General features: G+C 41.8%; 14 protein-coding genes. 7 read left to right on the top strand and 7 right to left on the bottom strand.

Going from position 1 to position 14,680, the window contains the following annotated elements; genetic code table 11:
- Positions 1-10 precede the first annotated feature (10 nt).
- Positions 11-1,078: a formylglycine-generating enzyme family protein gene (locus tag LX64_RS08370; protein ID WP_111597195.1), complete on the top strand. Its 1,068-nt coding sequence runs from the start codon at positions 11-13 to the stop codon at positions 1,076-1,078.
- A 70-nt stretch (positions 1,079-1,148) separates the two neighbouring features.
- Here LX64_RS08370 and LX64_RS08365 read toward each other — a convergent pair whose 3' ends face one another.
- Positions 1,149-1,952 (bottom strand): hypothetical protein, encoded by an 804-nt coding sequence (locus LX64_RS08365; protein ID WP_111597194.1) that lies wholly within the window; start codon positions 1,950-1,952, stop codon positions 1,149-1,151.
- A 176-nt stretch (positions 1,953-2,128) separates the two neighbouring features.
- Between LX64_RS08365 and LX64_RS08360 the strand changes: the two genes are divergently transcribed.
- A complete protein-coding gene (locus LX64_RS08360) occupies positions 2,129-2,617 on the top strand; it encodes a GNAT family N-acetyltransferase (RefSeq protein ID WP_111597193.1) in 489 nt (162 codons plus the stop codon).
- Positions 2,618-2,622: 5 nt separating this feature from the next.
- Here LX64_RS08360 and LX64_RS08355 read toward each other — a convergent pair whose 3' ends face one another.
- Positions 2,623-2,967, bottom strand: a complete 345-nt coding sequence (locus tag LX64_RS08355; protein WP_111597192.1) for a VOC family protein — start codon at positions 2,965-2,967, stop codon at positions 2,623-2,625.
- Between the two features lie 5 nt (positions 2,968-2,972).
- Entirely contained in the window at positions 2,973-3,323 is a 351-nt protein-coding gene (locus LX64_RS08350) for a hypothetical protein (RefSeq protein ID WP_111597191.1), read from the bottom strand.
- Positions 3,324-3,903: 580 nt separating this feature from the next.
- On the opposite strand from LX64_RS08350, the gene LX64_RS08345 reads away from it, so the two are divergent.
- Complete coding sequence (locus tag LX64_RS08345; RefSeq protein ID WP_111597190.1) at positions 3,904-4,800, top strand: AraC family transcriptional regulator; 897 nt, start codon at positions 3,904-3,906, stop codon at positions 4,798-4,800.
- A 6-nt stretch (positions 4,801-4,806) separates the two neighbouring features.
- The gene (locus LX64_RS08340) at positions 4,807-5,265 is read left to right on the top strand and encodes a DUF983 domain-containing protein (protein WP_111597189.1); all 459 of its coding nucleotides are present in this window, start codon (positions 4,807-4,809) and stop codon (positions 5,263-5,265) included.
- 385 nt (positions 5,266-5,650) lie between these two features.
- On the opposite strand, the gene LX64_RS08335 is transcribed toward LX64_RS08340, so the two are convergent.
- Together LX64_RS08335 and LX64_RS08330 are read right to left on the bottom strand one after the other, a co-directional pair.
- The gene (locus LX64_RS08335) at positions 5,651-6,958 is read right to left on the bottom strand and encodes a hypothetical protein (protein WP_111597188.1); all 1,308 of its coding nucleotides are present in this window, start codon (positions 6,956-6,958) and stop codon (positions 5,651-5,653) included.
- 159 nt (positions 6,959-7,117) lie between these two features.
- Complete coding sequence (locus LX64_RS08330) at positions 7,118-9,580, bottom strand: TonB-dependent receptor domain-containing protein (protein ID WP_111597187.1); 2,463 nt, start codon at positions 9,578-9,580, stop codon at positions 7,118-7,120.
- Between the two features lie 215 nt (positions 9,581-9,795).
- On the opposite strand from LX64_RS08330, the gene LX64_RS08325 reads away from it, so the two are divergent.
- From LX64_RS08325 to LX64_RS08315, 3 genes are all read left to right on the top strand, one after another.
- Positions 9,796-11,244, top strand: a complete 1,449-nt coding sequence (locus LX64_RS08325; protein WP_111597186.1) for an amino acid permease — start codon at positions 9,796-9,798, stop codon at positions 11,242-11,244.
- A 408-nt stretch (positions 11,245-11,652) separates the two neighbouring features.
- Positions 11,653-12,897, top strand: a complete 1,245-nt coding sequence (locus LX64_RS08320; RefSeq protein WP_111597185.1) for an ATP-binding protein — start codon at positions 11,653-11,655, stop codon at positions 12,895-12,897.
- A complete protein-coding gene (locus LX64_RS08315) occupies positions 12,881-13,294 on the top strand; it encodes a hypothetical protein (protein ID WP_111597184.1) in 414 nt (137 codons plus the stop codon). Before LX64_RS08320 ends, LX64_RS08315 begins: the two co-directional genes overlap by 17 nt.
- 69 nt (positions 13,295-13,363) lie before the next feature.
- Here the strand turns inward: LX64_RS08315 and LX64_RS08310 are convergent, their stop codons facing one another.
- Entirely contained in the window at positions 13,364-14,101 is a 738-nt protein-coding gene (locus LX64_RS08310; protein ID WP_111597183.1) for a metallophosphoesterase family protein, read from the bottom strand.
- 38 nt (positions 14,102-14,139) lie between these two features.
- Positions 14,140-14,676, bottom strand: a complete 537-nt coding sequence (locus LX64_RS08305) for an RNA 2'-phosphotransferase (protein WP_111597182.1) — start codon at positions 14,674-14,676, stop codon at positions 14,140-14,142.
- Positions 14,677-14,680: the final 4 nt, after the last annotated feature.

The raw sequence follows: 14,680 nt of genomic DNA, 5'->3' as shown, positions 1-14,680 counted from the left end.
AAGTATTGCCATGTTTAAAATCACCGCGCTACTGGCTATATGCACAGTAGCTTTACACGCCTGTCAAACAAATGCAACGACCAAACAAGCACCCGTAGACGCCGCGGCTGCGGCTGTTGCGCCTACTCCACCTCCGAATGCTACGCAAAACATGGCATGGATTGAAGGGGGTGAATTTACAATGGGCACAGATGATAAATCTTCTTACGAACCCGAAAGGCCCGCACATCCTGTTAAAGTACATGGCTTTTACATGGACACGACAGAGGTGACCAACAAACAATTCAAAACATTCGTAGAAGCAACCGGTTACGTCACTATTGCGGAACGCAAGCCCGATTGGGAAGAATTGAAAAAGCAATTACCTCCTGGTACACCCAAACCAGCCGATGAATTGCTAGTACCGGGTTCACTCGTTTTCTCTCCCCCCTCCACCCCCGTTTCCACCGACGATATTTCACAATGGTGGCAATGGACGCCGGGGGCAGATTGGCAACATCCTAAAGGCCCCGGTAGTACACTCGACGGGCTATGGGATCACCCGGTAGTACATGTTGCCTACGACGATGCTATGGCGTATGCTAAATGGGCCGGTAAACGCTTACCTACAGAAGCTGAATGGGAATTTGCTGCGCGAGGCGGTTTAGTAGAGAAACGGTATGCTTGGGGCGATCAATTCAAACCACACAATCGCTTTATGGCCAATACATACCAAGGTAGTTTCCCTTATAGAAATACGGCCGACGATGGTTACAAAGGCACTGCCCCTGTAGCGATTTATCCACCTAATAACTACGGTTTATACGATATGATTGGCAATGTATGGGAATGGACATCGGATTATTTTGATGCGGATGCATATAAGCATATTGATAAAAAAGTAATGCAAGACAACCCGCAAGGTCCTTCAGCCACCCATACCGCTAATATGTACGCGATTGAACGGGTAACAAAAGGTGGCTCGTTTTTATGCGCGGAAGATTATTGTGTAAACTACCGACCTAGCGCCAGGCGAGGCACGGCCTACGATTCGGGGGCTTCGCATATTGGGTTTAGATGTGTAAAAGATAAAGAATAGACATAAAAAAACGTCCCTAGTAAATAGGGACGTTTTTCTTTACCGAAATATAATTGATACATCAACTATGCTAAAAAACGAAGATCAACACACCTCTCAATCCAAAATCAGCCTTCGACTCGCGCGGTCCTAATACCGGTATCCTAGGGCCTACTGCAAACTGGATGGGTTGCTTTCCCAACTTTGTAACACCCGAAGCAGTAGGATTTAAGAAGGCGGTGGTGTTTTTATGTTGCCAATCGAACGTCATTTCTGCATTTACACCTACCCCTGCTCCTGTTGGCCAGTTATGCGTATAAAAAGGTTGAGCGAATAACTGGTTTACGGCGCTACGATTTTCATCACCGGCATACGACCAAATTTGGTTTGCTAAAAAGCCAACTGTATTAGCTTTTCCTTGTTTGAGCAATAACACGGTAGGACCAGCACCCCATTTCTTCGTGGAGAGGGCGGCTTGGGTTCCTGTAGGAATCAACAATGCCGGGCCAACACCCCAGATGAAACCGTTTTTCGGGTTAGCGGGTGCAAAGAATGCACTCACCGTGGCGTCACTGAGCCCGAATTGGTGTTCTCCTTGTCCTGTAATGTTATATTGATCGATGATCGGTAAAATATACCGGGTGATTAAATTCAGTGATTTGGATAATTTGATGGGAATGACCGGCTGAAAATTAAGCGTGTATTTAGAGCCTTCTAGTGGACCGATTCCCCAATCGACGTTGTTCTGAAAAGGGACGCTAATTAAGCTAGCGACCGGGTTGGCGAGTTTATTCGCCAGTTCTTGTGCACTACTCTTACTTTGTTCTTGTTGTGCAAATACATGCTGCGATGCTAGTAGAACTAATCCGCTAGTGAATAATCTTAGGACTTTCATACAAAGGATTTTAATCGAATAAAACCAAGGTTTTTGAAGGTCCTAATTTGTGCTAGTGCTTAGATATGGCGTATGATTGAATTGTATAACGAGGGAATGGTTCAAAAAGTTCACCGTATGTGCAGTTAAAAATTCATTATTTTCATCGCTCGAAAATATTTTGCGAGGAATTTGTTATGTCGACTGTACAATTTAGAAGCATAGAACCTGCCGACAATCCGGCGTTGGCGCACATTATCCGGTCTGTTTTAATAGAGCACAACGCCGCCAAACAGGGTACGGCCTTTTCCGACCCGGAAACGGATTTTATTTATGAGCAATACCAATCGCCGGGGGCACATTATTTTGTTGCCGTTGTAGGAGGCCAGGTTGCCGGTGGTGCCGGTATAAACGTGTTGCAGGGTGAAGGTGATGGCAAAGTATGTGAATTGCAGAAAGTGTTTTTGCTGCCCACTTACCGGGGCATGGGTATAGCACGGCAAGCGATTGAGCGCTGTTTAGCCTTTGCAAAAGCGCAGGGGTATACACATTGTTATTTAGAAACTTTACCGGAATTGGCGAATGCCATTGGTATATATGAGAAGTTTGGGTTTGCCTATTTACCCGGGCCTATGGGCAACACCGGGCATAATGGCTGTGATATTTGGATGATCAAGGAATTGTAGCAATACTACCGTTGCGTGAGCTCTACTTGGCGGCCGTCGAGATCTTCTACGATGGCCGAATAGCCCCAAGGAAGGTGTTTGGGACCTTGCACAATGGTGCGTCCTTTTATGACCAGCTGTTTCACGAGTTCATCGAGATTGGAGACAAAGAACCCCAACCGTGTAGACTTATCGACTTGCATATTGGGCAACAAAGGGTGAATTTGGAAGAATGGGTTTGACTTGGAAGCGTAATGAAGCGCTCCATTCCCATGTTGACGATATTCAAGTTGCAACCCAAGCTGCGTATAAAACGTAGCTTGTGCATGCAGTTGATTCGTTCGAAGTACAATGTACTGTAATTGGATCATAAAGGTTATTGCAAGCGGTTAACAACGAGCGTGAATTCGGATAATTCCTCCATTGGATATTCGCCATCTAAAGCAAAAATCTCCAACATATCAATTATTCCATCTGTAATAAATAAAATCGCGCTCGCCCCCATTGGCAATAATGGCGACGTAATTGTTACCCCTTCCAACGCTCCACTCTCCGCCTTAAACGCTTCGGCCTCTTCTTCATGCGAAAAGTTTACGAATACGCCTACGCCTGTATAATCTGTTTCTTCTTCCGTAATAAAAGGCAATTGCGCCTTTAATAAATCCTTGTCGGCACTTTCAGCAATCAATGCATCTAAAACCTTGGCTATAAAAATTGAATTGACCATAAGTATACTTAATCCATCCTTTAAATTGCCTGCAAAATACAACGCAACCTCGTTACCCACAAATTACCATAAAAATTTCCGTTTCACCATGTGATAATTGCCGGCGGCGGTGTTTTATTAAGAGTTAACATCCTATTGTGTTACTTTCTTTGCTTCTCCAAAGAAAGTAACCAAAGAAAGGAGGACCAACGGCCAATTCACTTCGTGGCCGTTGGATCGGGGCTGTGATTTGGCTTTAGTGCTACTGTGGTGAAGGACGGTGGTTCTTTGTTTGGCGCGTTATGTTTGGGTATATTTTGTTGCAACGCTATGTTTAATGTTGCAAATAACCCAAGTATGCGTACCCATCAAAACAAGCTGTAGCAGTACAATGCCCGGCAGCACAGTACCCCCACCGCCCCATCAAAGAACCGATAAAACGCGCACGCAGTTCACTGCGCGTTTTTCGCCTTTCTTTGGTTACTTTCTTTGGCGAGCAAAGAAAGTAACACCATGTGGTACACCACATCTGTAAAAAATACCATTGAAGAGTTATATAACACAATTATAATTATGTTAATCACTGTACCTTTGTTCTATCATGCAAAAAGGAAAAAAGACCATACCTGTATACGATATCTGCGCTTTAAATGGTGCTGATTACTTACTGGGTTCTGTAGCGGCGGAGCCGTTTGCTAAATATGTGGCGGATCATCCTACTTTGCATTGGCCGCATCGGCATTCTTTTTACCATATGGTACTTTTTACCGAGGGTAAAGGACACTTTACGATCGACTTTGAACGATTTGAAGTGAAACCGGGTACCATATATTGTATGGCGCCGGCACAGGTGCATGGATGGGAATTTGAAGGGAACGTGGATGGATACGTGGTGAATTTTTCGGAAGACTTCTTTCGTCATTACTTAGTAGATGCAGATTATTTGGAAAGGTTTCCTTTTTTTAATGGGAATGCACAAGATGGTGTTTTGCAACTTTCAGTTGCGGGAGCTAAACAAATAGCGCAGGTGTTTGAACAAGTGATAGCAGAAGTACATAGCAAAAATGTGCTGGGAATCGATTTGATCAGGAGTTACTTGCAAACGTTGTTTGCTTTGTTAGGGAGAGAAGCTTTTACAGTGAAAGGTTATCATCCCCTACAACATCAAAACCAAGTGGTGGTAGAAAACTTTAGGAAGTTGGTGAACAGGCATTACCAGCAATACAAATTGCCGAAAGATTATGCTTCCTTGTTGTATATCACGCCAAACCATTTGAATGCATTGTGCAAAGAAGCATTAGGCAAATCGGCCGGCGAGGTAATTCGTGACCGTGTATTGATTGAAGCAAAACGATTATTGGTGAATGCAGATGAAAGTATTTCGGAGATCGCCTACCAATTGAATTTTATTGACAATTCGTACTTTACGAAGTTCTTCAAGAAATATACCGGCATCACACCGGAAACATTTAAAAAACAATTCGACACAAAAAAATAACAAGATATGGCTACGCCTAAGGAAGATAGAAAGCCCAGCTTTTTATATGTATTCAAGAATAAATGTCCCCGCTGTCGCCGTGGTGACATGTTCAAAAATAAGAACCCTTACAACCTGCGTAAAATGATGCAGATGAATGATAAGTGTGAAGTGTGTAAGCAACCGTTTGATATTGAAGTAGGATTTTACTTTGGCGCCAGTTACGTAGCATACGCGATGACGGTGGCCATGAGTGTGGCAACGTTTATTGCATACTGGGTGTTCTTTGGATTCGACTTATACGATAACAGCATTATTTACTGGTTAATCGTGAACGCAGTGGTATTGCTTATTATGCAACCACTATTTATGCGTTTAGCACGAGCTATATGGTTGAGCTTTTTCGTACGCTACAACAAGAACTACAAAACAGAACCTCCGAAAGATACAGGTAGAACGAATGCAGATTTACAGAATGCTTGGTAACAAGCGCGGAGCTATGTAAAAGCATCTCTTACGGGATGCTTTTTTATGTGCATGAAACATGTAAGCATAAAGGGTGTAACAAAAAGTAACAAGCAAAAAAAAGGCCTTTGAAAATTGCTTCTCAAAGGCCTTTTATAATATTAAGATGGGTTAGTAAGCTGAAGAAAAAAGAACAAAAATAATTAGGTCATTTTTCTCAAACGCTAAGTTACCAAAATAAAATTGAAAACAAAGTGTTTTTTTATAATGATTTTTTTTCGTGTGATCTGTATGCGTTAAAGTATACTTGCATTGTTACCAACGATTGTATTCATTCCACCAATTATCAACCATACACTACCAACTATTTCCTCCATCATCTAACATCATCATCAAGAAAAAATATTTAAAATAACGTTCGCTTTACTTTGAATTTACCAGTGACTCCACTCGTTCCAATTTGTTGACCAACCATGTTGAACTGCCCGCTGGGCGCCACTGTAAAGGTACCTTCCACATAACCACTTACCTCTCCCATATCAGTAACTGTTACGCCACCACCACTTGCTTTCACTTCATTATCTTTCGGATTTTCGAGATAGAAAGAACCATACACCGAACTTCTTCCGGCAGGGAAATATTCAAACATCGTATTAAACCCGCCGTTGCCTTTTAATTGGTAAGCATGTGTACCTACACCTCCATTCCAATGTAAATTGATTTGCTCTCCTGTTTCATCTACTATATGCGCCACTGCATAATGCCCTTCTTTCAATTTTCCAACGTGGCATTCTAATAAGCGTTTTGACCCGTTAACGGTGAACTCGATATAATTCTCGTTCAACACGGTTATATGCGATAATAAAAACACTTGTGCGCTTGTAACATTCAACTGTAAACTAACTGTTACCGGGTTTTGATTCGGTGGGTTGTTGGGTGCTAAGTAAGTAGCATTCGAACTACCGGGCGCCGATTCTAATACACCAGCACCATTGAGGTCCCATTTCTTGATGTACTTGCTTTCGAGTGGCTTCTGTTTACCTACAGGAATACCCGGTTTGCCTGGTGGCACTAATGGTACTAATAATCCACTGGCGTCGATAGCTACGGGTAAAACTCGTACGGCTTTAATGGCAGCTTGTTCCTTTACACCAATTGTTTTTTGTTGAGGCGTTAGGTACATCCACAGCATCAGGGTCCAATCGGAGAAATGCGTGGTTTGTACTTGTATCGTTTTATTGGTGGTGTTGATTTGTGAAGCGCCTACATATTGCCAAATGTTACGGTCGTCCTGGTAAGCTACACCCAAAGCTTTCGTATAAGTACCAGCGTTTACTATGTTCTCATATTTGAACGATACCGTAACCGGTTGTTTAAATACTTCGCCGTGTGGTAATAAACGGTAAGCAGTACCTAAGCCGCCGGGATTTGTATTTTGAATGGGGGTTATTGAAACTTCCGTTGCTGCTGTAAGGGCACCTGCCGGGATATTGATATTAACGAGGCCATCGGTAGTAGATAGTGTACCACCTGCAGGGCCTATCACCTTGGAAATTTTATCCCCGGTAGTGGCGCCTTTGGTTGTTACCAAGGAATCTTCTACAGTGGGAAAATTGGGTGTATTGGGATCGGCCGGGGTTTTAGTACAGGCAGTGAGTAAGTAGGTAGTAAATAGTATGATATATTTCAGCATATCAAAAACACGACTTTGCATGGCGATAGAATTTTTATTGCAAAGTTATGAGGAGGCAAAGGGCTGGAGGTCAGTACGTAACGGGATTTATTATAGTCAGTAGAAACACGTAATAAAAAATCCACCGCAGCTACTACACCACGATGGATTTTATTGATCTATCAACTAAAACAACATTTATTATTCACCGCCCATGCCGCCACCATTGCCAAAGCCGCTATCTTCATGTCCTTTCTTAAACTCCAGTTTACCGAACTTGTAACTGAAGCTAATACCGAACGAGTTATATGGCACTTCCCGGGTATTGATGGCAACGTAGTTCGTTGTACGAACGGTAGACGTTTGTTTGTAATACGGTGTGAACGGGTTAGTGGCCGTTAAACCAATACTCGCTTTTTTATCCCAGAACTGTTTGCGCATACCAAAGGTGTAGGATAAATATTGCGGCTGGCGACCTTGTACATTTTGCGATGCAGCACGGTAGAACCCAAAGGCTTCGAAAATCAAATCTTTCGGCAATTGGTACGAAGCGTTCATATTGAAGCGCGTGTCGATACCCGTTGTTACCTGTGATGCTTCCAAGATATTTACTGATCTACGGCTGGAAACGAAAACATTCGAGCGGAGGTTCAACTTACCAATTGGTACATTACCCGATAAAGTAAGCCCTACTCTCCTTTCTTCCCCAATATTCAAACGAGTGGAAACAGATACATCGTGGTAGGTACTATCGCCCACGGTATAGGTAGCATAGAAGTTCGTGTAATCCTTCATATCGTCCTGGTTGAAACGGGCAAATACGCCCACGTAAACGTTGCCACCTTTATTGAAGGAACGATTGTACCCCAATTCCATATTATTGCCAATTTCAGGTTTTAATAAAGGATTACCGGTAGAAAAGTTGTACGGGTCGCGCATATTCACGAAAGGATTGATTTCGCGGTAATCGGGTCTTTCAATTCTACGGCTATATGCGAGTTTCACACCTTGGGTTTCATTGATCTTGTACGCGAATACGATCGATGGTACCAACGAGTTATAGGCAGGAATACTTGTATTCGGGAAATCGATTTTCGTATCGGTATGTTCGAAACGGGCACCGGCTTTAACATCCAAGAAATTAAACAAGTTGAATGCACCTGATACATAACCGGCGTAGATATTGCGTTTATAATGAATATTGTACGATTGGGTGTTATCGAGTACATAATCGTTGCTGGTTGTATTGAGCGTGAATACATCTGCTTCGGAATTGATCGATTGTAAGATTGTTTTCACACCAGTTTCGAGAACGAACTTTTCGCCGATGGGTTGCGTGTAATCGATACTTATATTATGTTCGAGATCGATACCGGGGTTTTCGCTGCGTGAACCAATGTATGGATTGGCAGCATTGTTATAGGTTTGTTGTTGCGCATAGTTGCTGAACGGGGTGCCGTAGCTGGCGCTATAGATCACATTTAACTCTTGGTCTTTCTTCTCGAAGGTTTTCTTATAATTCAAATTCCAGTCTAACGATTGCATCCTGAATTTACTACGGCTATTGCGTTCGCTACCTTGTTCTGATAGTAAATCGCCCTTGGCATCGTAGAGGGATTGTAACTGCTTGGTGATGCCTTCGTTATTGCTACCGAAGGAATTATAGCCAATGTTACCGTTGATGTTATCGTGCTTCGTCATACTCCAATCGAAACCTAGTCCTCCTTGGTATCCACTGCGCTGCATATTGCTATAGCCATCTTGCACCAAGCGTGTAGCAGTTTGATCGTTGGGATTTGTAGTAGTACGATCGTTCTTAGAAGGTGTACGAGACGTTAATTGGGCATTACCACTAAAGTAAGCGTTCATACCAAAATCGCCTTTGCGCATATTCAAATTCACAGAACCATTTTCTAACCTTGTACCGGCAGAAAGATTCACAGAGCCATTCACCCCTTGCAAACGGTTATCTTTTAAAATGATATTGATAATACCGCCAGTACCTTGTGCATCGTACTTCGCACCGGGATTGGTAATGGCTTCAATACTTTTAATTTGGCTAGCAGGAATGGCTGCGAGTGCATCGGCGAGGCTGTTACCGAAAATACTGGAAGGTTTACCGTTAATTAAGAAGCGAACATTGCTGTTGCCTTGTAACTCTACGTTACCATCGGCATCTACGGTTACTTGTGGTACTTTCTTCAATACATCAATCGCTACCCCACCTTGGGCGGTGATATCGTTTTGTGCGTTATATACAATTTTATCAATCTTATTTTCTACGATCGGCGCTTTCCCTGTAATGGTCACGGACTGTAATTGTTGTTGCGATGAATGCATGAATATATTATTCAAATTCACCGCTTTGACGGTAGCACTTACGACTACATTAGTAACAATTTCTTTTTTATATCCCATGAAATCGACATTGATTTCATATGTACCGAAAGGAATGTTCTTCACTTCGAACGCACCTTTTTCATCGGCAATGGCGCCATTTACAATCTTTTGCGTGGCCTTATCTTTCACCGTAACAGTTGCATACGGAACGGCAGCCTTTGTAACGCCGTCTACGATTTTACCCCAAATTCTTGTATTGTTCGCTTGCCCGAAACCCGCAAGTGTACACAATACAAGTAATGTTGCACATAATATTCCTTTCATGTGCACAATATTGTGATTCGAAAGGTAAGATCAAATGCAGCATTTATAAGCGGTCATATTCATCGATTAACAAATACTCTACTAAAAAACTAGACTTTTACAAATAGTGTTGTATGTTTGCAAGGTTTTTTTGTTACAACAAAAGTGCATTACAAACGTAATTATAACTGTGATCCCGCCCTATAGCGGGTTAAGGCCATTAAGAAAAAGCTCATATGCTAAAAAAATCCATCGCGCTACTACAACAAGAAGCGGCCGAACAAGGCGGATCTTCTTTGAAACGGAGTTTAGGTGCCATTAACTTGATTGCCATAGGCATTGGGGTAATTATTGGTGCCGGCTTATTCTCTTTAACAGGCATTGCCGCGGCGAATAATGCCGGGCCTGCTGTTACCTTATCTTTTATTATTGCTGCCGTGGGATGTGCCTTTAGTGCACTTTGTTATGCTGAATTTGCATCGATGGTGCCGGTAGCGGGTAGTGCATATACGTATGCGTATGCCACGCTGGGCGAGTTATTTGCATGGATCATCGGTTGGGATTTAGTATTGGAATACTCTGTTGGTGCTGCTACTGTGGGCATTAGTTGGAGTCAATACCTGGTTAAGTTCCTCGACAAATTCAACATTCACCTACCTCCACAAATTATTCAATCGCCGTTCGAGAGTATGAATATGGCAGATGGTTCCGTGGTACATGGTATTATTAATTTACCGGCGGTATTAATTATTGCTTGTATTACTTCTATTATCATTCGCGGCACGAAAGGCTCTGCTTTCTTCAATATGATTGTGGTGATGTTGAAGGTAGGCGTTGTGTTGGTGTTTATTGCATTGGGTTGGAATTATATTAACCCCGAGAACTATCACCCATACATTCCTGCTAATACAGGTACATTCGGCGAGTTTGGTTGGAGTGGTATTTTCCGTGGTGCAGGGGTTATTTTCTTTGTGTTTATCGGTTTCGACATTGTAGCTACCATGGCACAAGAAACGAAGAACCCGCAACGGAATATGCCTATCGGCATTTTGGGTAGCTTAATAATTTGTACGATCTTATTCGTTTTATTCGGCTATGTGATGACGGGCCTCGCTAATTATACCGAGTTCAAAAATAGTGCAGCACCAGTGGCCGTAGCGATTGCAAATACGCCTTATGAATGGCTGGCACAAGCGGTAATTATTGCCATTTTAATAGGTTATACCAGCGTTATTCTAGTAGATTTACTTGGTCAATCCCGCGTATTCTATAGCATGAGTAAAGACGGTTTATTACCGAAAATCTTCTCGCAACTGCACCCTACCTTCAATACACCTTCCAAATCGAACATGGTACTATGTATTTTCATTAGTCTATTCGCCGGCTTGGTTCCCATTAGCGTGGTAGGTGAAATGACGAGCATTGGTACCCTTTTAGCTTTCGTGATGGTATGTTTGGGTGTACTTATTCTCCGCAAACAACAACCGAACACCCCTCGCCCATTTAAAACGCCCTTTGTACCAGTTGTTCCTATTCTAGGTATTGTTACCTGCCTCATTATGATGGTTTCGCTGCCTTTGGATACCTGGATTCGACTGTTCGTATGGTTGGCTTTGGGATTTATTATCTACTTCTGCTACGGTAAAAAGCATAGCCGCTTGCGGAAATCGCTAGAGAAGAAATAGGTCATTTTGCTGTAATGGACTGATATTCACGTTCGTAGACAGCATCCACTCTGTAACGCAAAGTATCAAAAGCTTGTAAGTGATTGAAATTGATGTGATTGAATAGTGCGGAGATAGGCCTGGGATAGGCTTAGGATAGGGTCGAGATAGGCTTTAGATAGGCTCGAGATAGGGTGAGGATAGGCTGGAGATAGGGTGAGGATAGGAAATGATATGTATACCATATAGCAAAGAGGCTTCTCTCTACGTGTAGAGAGAAGCCTCTTTTATTGTACTTTATTGTGAACTAAATGAATAAGACTTTAATAAGGGTGAATAAAATGAATTAATTTTATTAACTTATTGATCTTAAATATATTTACAGTTAACTAATATTTAGGAGATTAATCAAACCTCATATTGAGCCCGATGGAACAGCTTAGCATTCAGAATTTTGGAGGAATAAAGTCGATGACTTTTGAATTTAAGTCAATTAATATTCTAATTGGGCCACAAGGTTCGGGGAAGAGTATCACTGCTAAATTGTTCTATTTTTTTAAGTCAACCTTCACTGATATTTCTACAAACATTCTATTTGAGAATAATATAGAAGAATTTAAGAAGCTCCAGACCCAAAAGTTTATTCAATATTTCCCAAAAGATACTTGGCCAAAGGATAGTTTTAAAATTACCTATACTTTAAACGATATCATAATTATTGTTGAAAATAATGATGGAGGATTTTTAATCAGTTATTCTAATAAAATTGATATTATATATGCCAAGTATTACAACGCGTTTAAAGAGCAATTTGATAATGATATAATTCCAAGAACCATAAAATGGAGACAACAAATAGCCGCACAAGTTAATCGTGATATAAAACGTGAACTATCATGCAATTATTTATTTAATCAATATTTCATTCCTGCTGGAAGAAGCTTCTTCTCAAACTTACAGCATAGTATGTTTTCATTTATAAAGAGCAATTCCTCAATAGATCCTTTTTTAGTTGAATTTGGAGCTGTTTATGAAGGTATCAAAGAAACGTTTAGAATGGATCCAAGTCCAGGTACACCTGATTCAAGATTTATAGAGATTTGTACAAGTATATTAAATGGTGAGTACTCTAGAGCAGATGATAAAGACTATTTAGTACATAAAGACAATAGACGTGTTAATCTCCTAAATGCTTCTTCTGGTCAGCAAGAAACACTTCCTTTGCTAATATTTATAAATGCACTTTATCATTGGCCCATTGAATCGACAACCTTATATATAGAAGAACCTGAAGCACATTTACCACCAATGGCCCAAAAAGCTATTGTGCAATTATTAGCAAGAACTTACAATAATTTTGATAATGAATTCCAAATTATCATTACCACTCATAGCCCATACATCCTGGCTTCCTTTAACAACTTATTAGAAGCTGGACGTTTAACCAAAGATAAACCAGGACAGGCTGCATCCATTGCAGCTATTGTTCCTACAGATGAACAGCTAGATCCTGCCCTAGTTGCGGCTTACTCATTGCAAAATGGGGAAATGGAATCATTAATCGACCCAGATTCCCAATTAATCAAACAAACCATTTTAGATGATGTCTCCAACGAGATAGCCAACGAATTTGGGAAACTTTTGGATATAGAATTCAATGATGAAAAATTGTAAGGAAACCTCAAACAACAAAGTTTTTACCTTTACCGAACGCCAAAGCAAGTTAACACTACTCAACAAAGACGAGGTATCCTCTACGAAGGTCCATGTCGATGGCTGTGCAATTAGTGATAACGGGGTAAAATGTGATTATCTACACCTTGTAGAAGATAAAAACCTGGAGATTTACATAGAATTGAAGGGGCAAGATCTACGGCAAGCTATGAAGCAAATTGAAAGAACCATTAGCATACTGGGGAGTAAAAAGCAGCAGCAAAAGCTGAAAAGCTATATTATTTGCTCTAGAAGCCCTTTGGCTTCTACTGAAATCCAACAGTACGACCGTACTTTCAGAAAGCATTATAATTGCCAGTTGATTATTAAGTCTAGTCCATTTACAGATTCATACTAGCTACCATATTCCATATAGCAAACAGGCTTCTACCACGGTAGAAGCCTGTTTTATTGTACTTATATCTCATTACCGATCTCTATTCCTACCCAATTCATTCGGGTAGTACGTATGTACTGGTTCACTTTGCCAGAACTGTTTGGAATTTATATCCAATGCCGAAATCTTTCCCCGGAAAGCGGCGCCGGTATCTACGTTCCATACGATATTGGCGTTCATGGGTTCGTTTACATCGTAGTTGGTGGTGGGGGTATGACCAATGAAGATTTCTTTGTACAGTTTTAAGCGTTTGGGATAGAATACGCTGTCTTCCGGGATGTTTCGATCGAACGACAAGGCCAATTCCCATAAGGTGCGATCCCAGCTGTAGTTGCTGCTGTAATGCTCTTTATGTGGGCCGTGCATGGAGGAAAAACCGGCATGTATGAATAAACGGTTCTCGTCGTCGATGTAGAAATTGCGCATGTGTTGGAAAAACGCTAGGTGCTCTTGTCTTTCTTCCGTGGAGATGTACATATAGCTTTGCAGGGTTTCTGCGCCGCCGTTGAAGGTCCAAATTTCGTTGGGCAATTCGCCGTTTAGCCATCCTAAGCACCAGGTATCGTGGTTGCCGCGGATGAAAATACTGTTGTATTGCTTTTCAAAGGCAATTAAATAGCGAATTACTTGCGCGGATTGTGACCAACCATCCACATAATCTCCTAAGAAAATAAACTTATCATCTATTGTAGGTTGTACTTTTTTCATTAAGTCTTCTAGCGCTTTCAACCCGCCGTGTATATCTCCGAAAACGATTGTTCTTCCCATATGCTACTAATGTAAATAATGATCGGCAATTTTCATACCTAATCGATATAAGTGCTGGGTACAGCATCGGTAAGCCATACGCCGTTGGCCGACAAATAAAATGCATGCCCATCGCGGAACATATCGCCGCTACGGATGCTTAACACTACCGGTGCTCCCCTACGCGAGCCTACGTTGGTGGCAGTTTGGCGATCAACGCTGAGATGCACGTGTTGACGGTTGCCTTTGATCAAACCTTGTGCTCGAATGGATGCCATGAATTTATCTACGGTGCCATGATAGAGGAATTCGGGTGGTGTTACGGGTACGAGTTGGAGATCGATCTCGATACTGTGGCCTTGGCTGGCACGGATTTTTGATTTGTCGTCGTTAAATGCGAAACGCTTTTTGTCGTTCGTGTCTACAATTTCTACCAGGTCATCAAACGTGAAGGGATTTTCGTTGGCGGACTTTTGTAGGAGTTCTTGTACATCGGCCCAGCCTGCTTCGTCGAGTTGTAATCCTATGGCGCCGGGGTTGTGCCGTAGGATATAACTGAGGAACTTGCTAGTGCCTTTCGTTCTGTTCTTGTCCATAATA

Source organism: Chitinophaga skermanii, from assembly GCF_003259335.1.
Classification (GTDB): Bacteria; Bacteroidota; Bacteroidia; order Chitinophagales; family Chitinophagaceae; genus Chitinophaga; species Chitinophaga skermanii.
Note: the sequence above shows the minus strand (reverse complement) of the source record. Positions and strands in the feature narration are given on the sequence as shown.

Coding starts and splice junctions, on each gene's coding strand:
- LX64_RS08370 (WP_111597195.1), top strand. CDS start 11: ATGTTTAAAATCACCGCGCTACTGGCTATATGCACAGTAGCTTTACAC.
- LX64_RS08365 (WP_111597194.1), bottom strand. CDS start 1,952: ATGAAAGTCCTAAGATTATTCACTAGCGGATTAGTTCTACTAGCATCG.
- LX64_RS08360 (WP_111597193.1), top strand. CDS start 2,129: ATGTCGACTGTACAATTTAGAAGCATAGAACCTGCCGACAATCCGGCG.
- LX64_RS08355 (WP_111597192.1), bottom strand. CDS start 2,967: ATGATCCAATTACAGTACATTGTACTTCGAACGAATCAACTGCATGCA.
- LX64_RS08350 (WP_111597191.1), bottom strand. CDS start 3,323: ATGGTCAATTCAATTTTTATAGCCAAGGTTTTAGATGCATTGATTGCT.
- LX64_RS08345 (WP_111597190.1), top strand. CDS start 3,904: ATGCAAAAAGGAAAAAAGACCATACCTGTATACGATATCTGCGCTTTA.
- LX64_RS08340 (WP_111597189.1), top strand. CDS start 4,807: ATGGCTACGCCTAAGGAAGATAGAAAGCCCAGCTTTTTATATGTATTC.
- LX64_RS08335 (WP_111597188.1), bottom strand. CDS start 6,958: ATGCAAAGTCGTGTTTTTGATATGCTGAAATATATCATACTATTTACT.
- LX64_RS08330 (WP_111597187.1), bottom strand. CDS start 9,580: ATGAAAGGAATATTATGTGCAACATTACTTGTATTGTGTACACTTGCG.
- LX64_RS08325 (WP_111597186.1), top strand. CDS start 9,796: ATGCTAAAAAAATCCATCGCGCTACTACAACAAGAAGCGGCCGAACAA.
- LX64_RS08320 (WP_111597185.1), top strand. CDS start 11,653: ATGGAACAGCTTAGCATTCAGAATTTTGGAGGAATAAAGTCGATGACT.
- LX64_RS08315 (WP_111597184.1), top strand. CDS start 12,881: ATGATGAAAAATTGTAAGGAAACCTCAAACAACAAAGTTTTTACCTTT.
- LX64_RS08310 (WP_111597183.1), bottom strand. CDS start 14,101: ATGGGAAGAACAATCGTTTTCGGAGATATACACGGCGGGTTGAAAGCG.
- LX64_RS08305 (WP_111597182.1), bottom strand. CDS start 14,676: ATGGACAAGAACAGAACGAAAGGCACTAGCAAGTTCCTCAGTTATATC.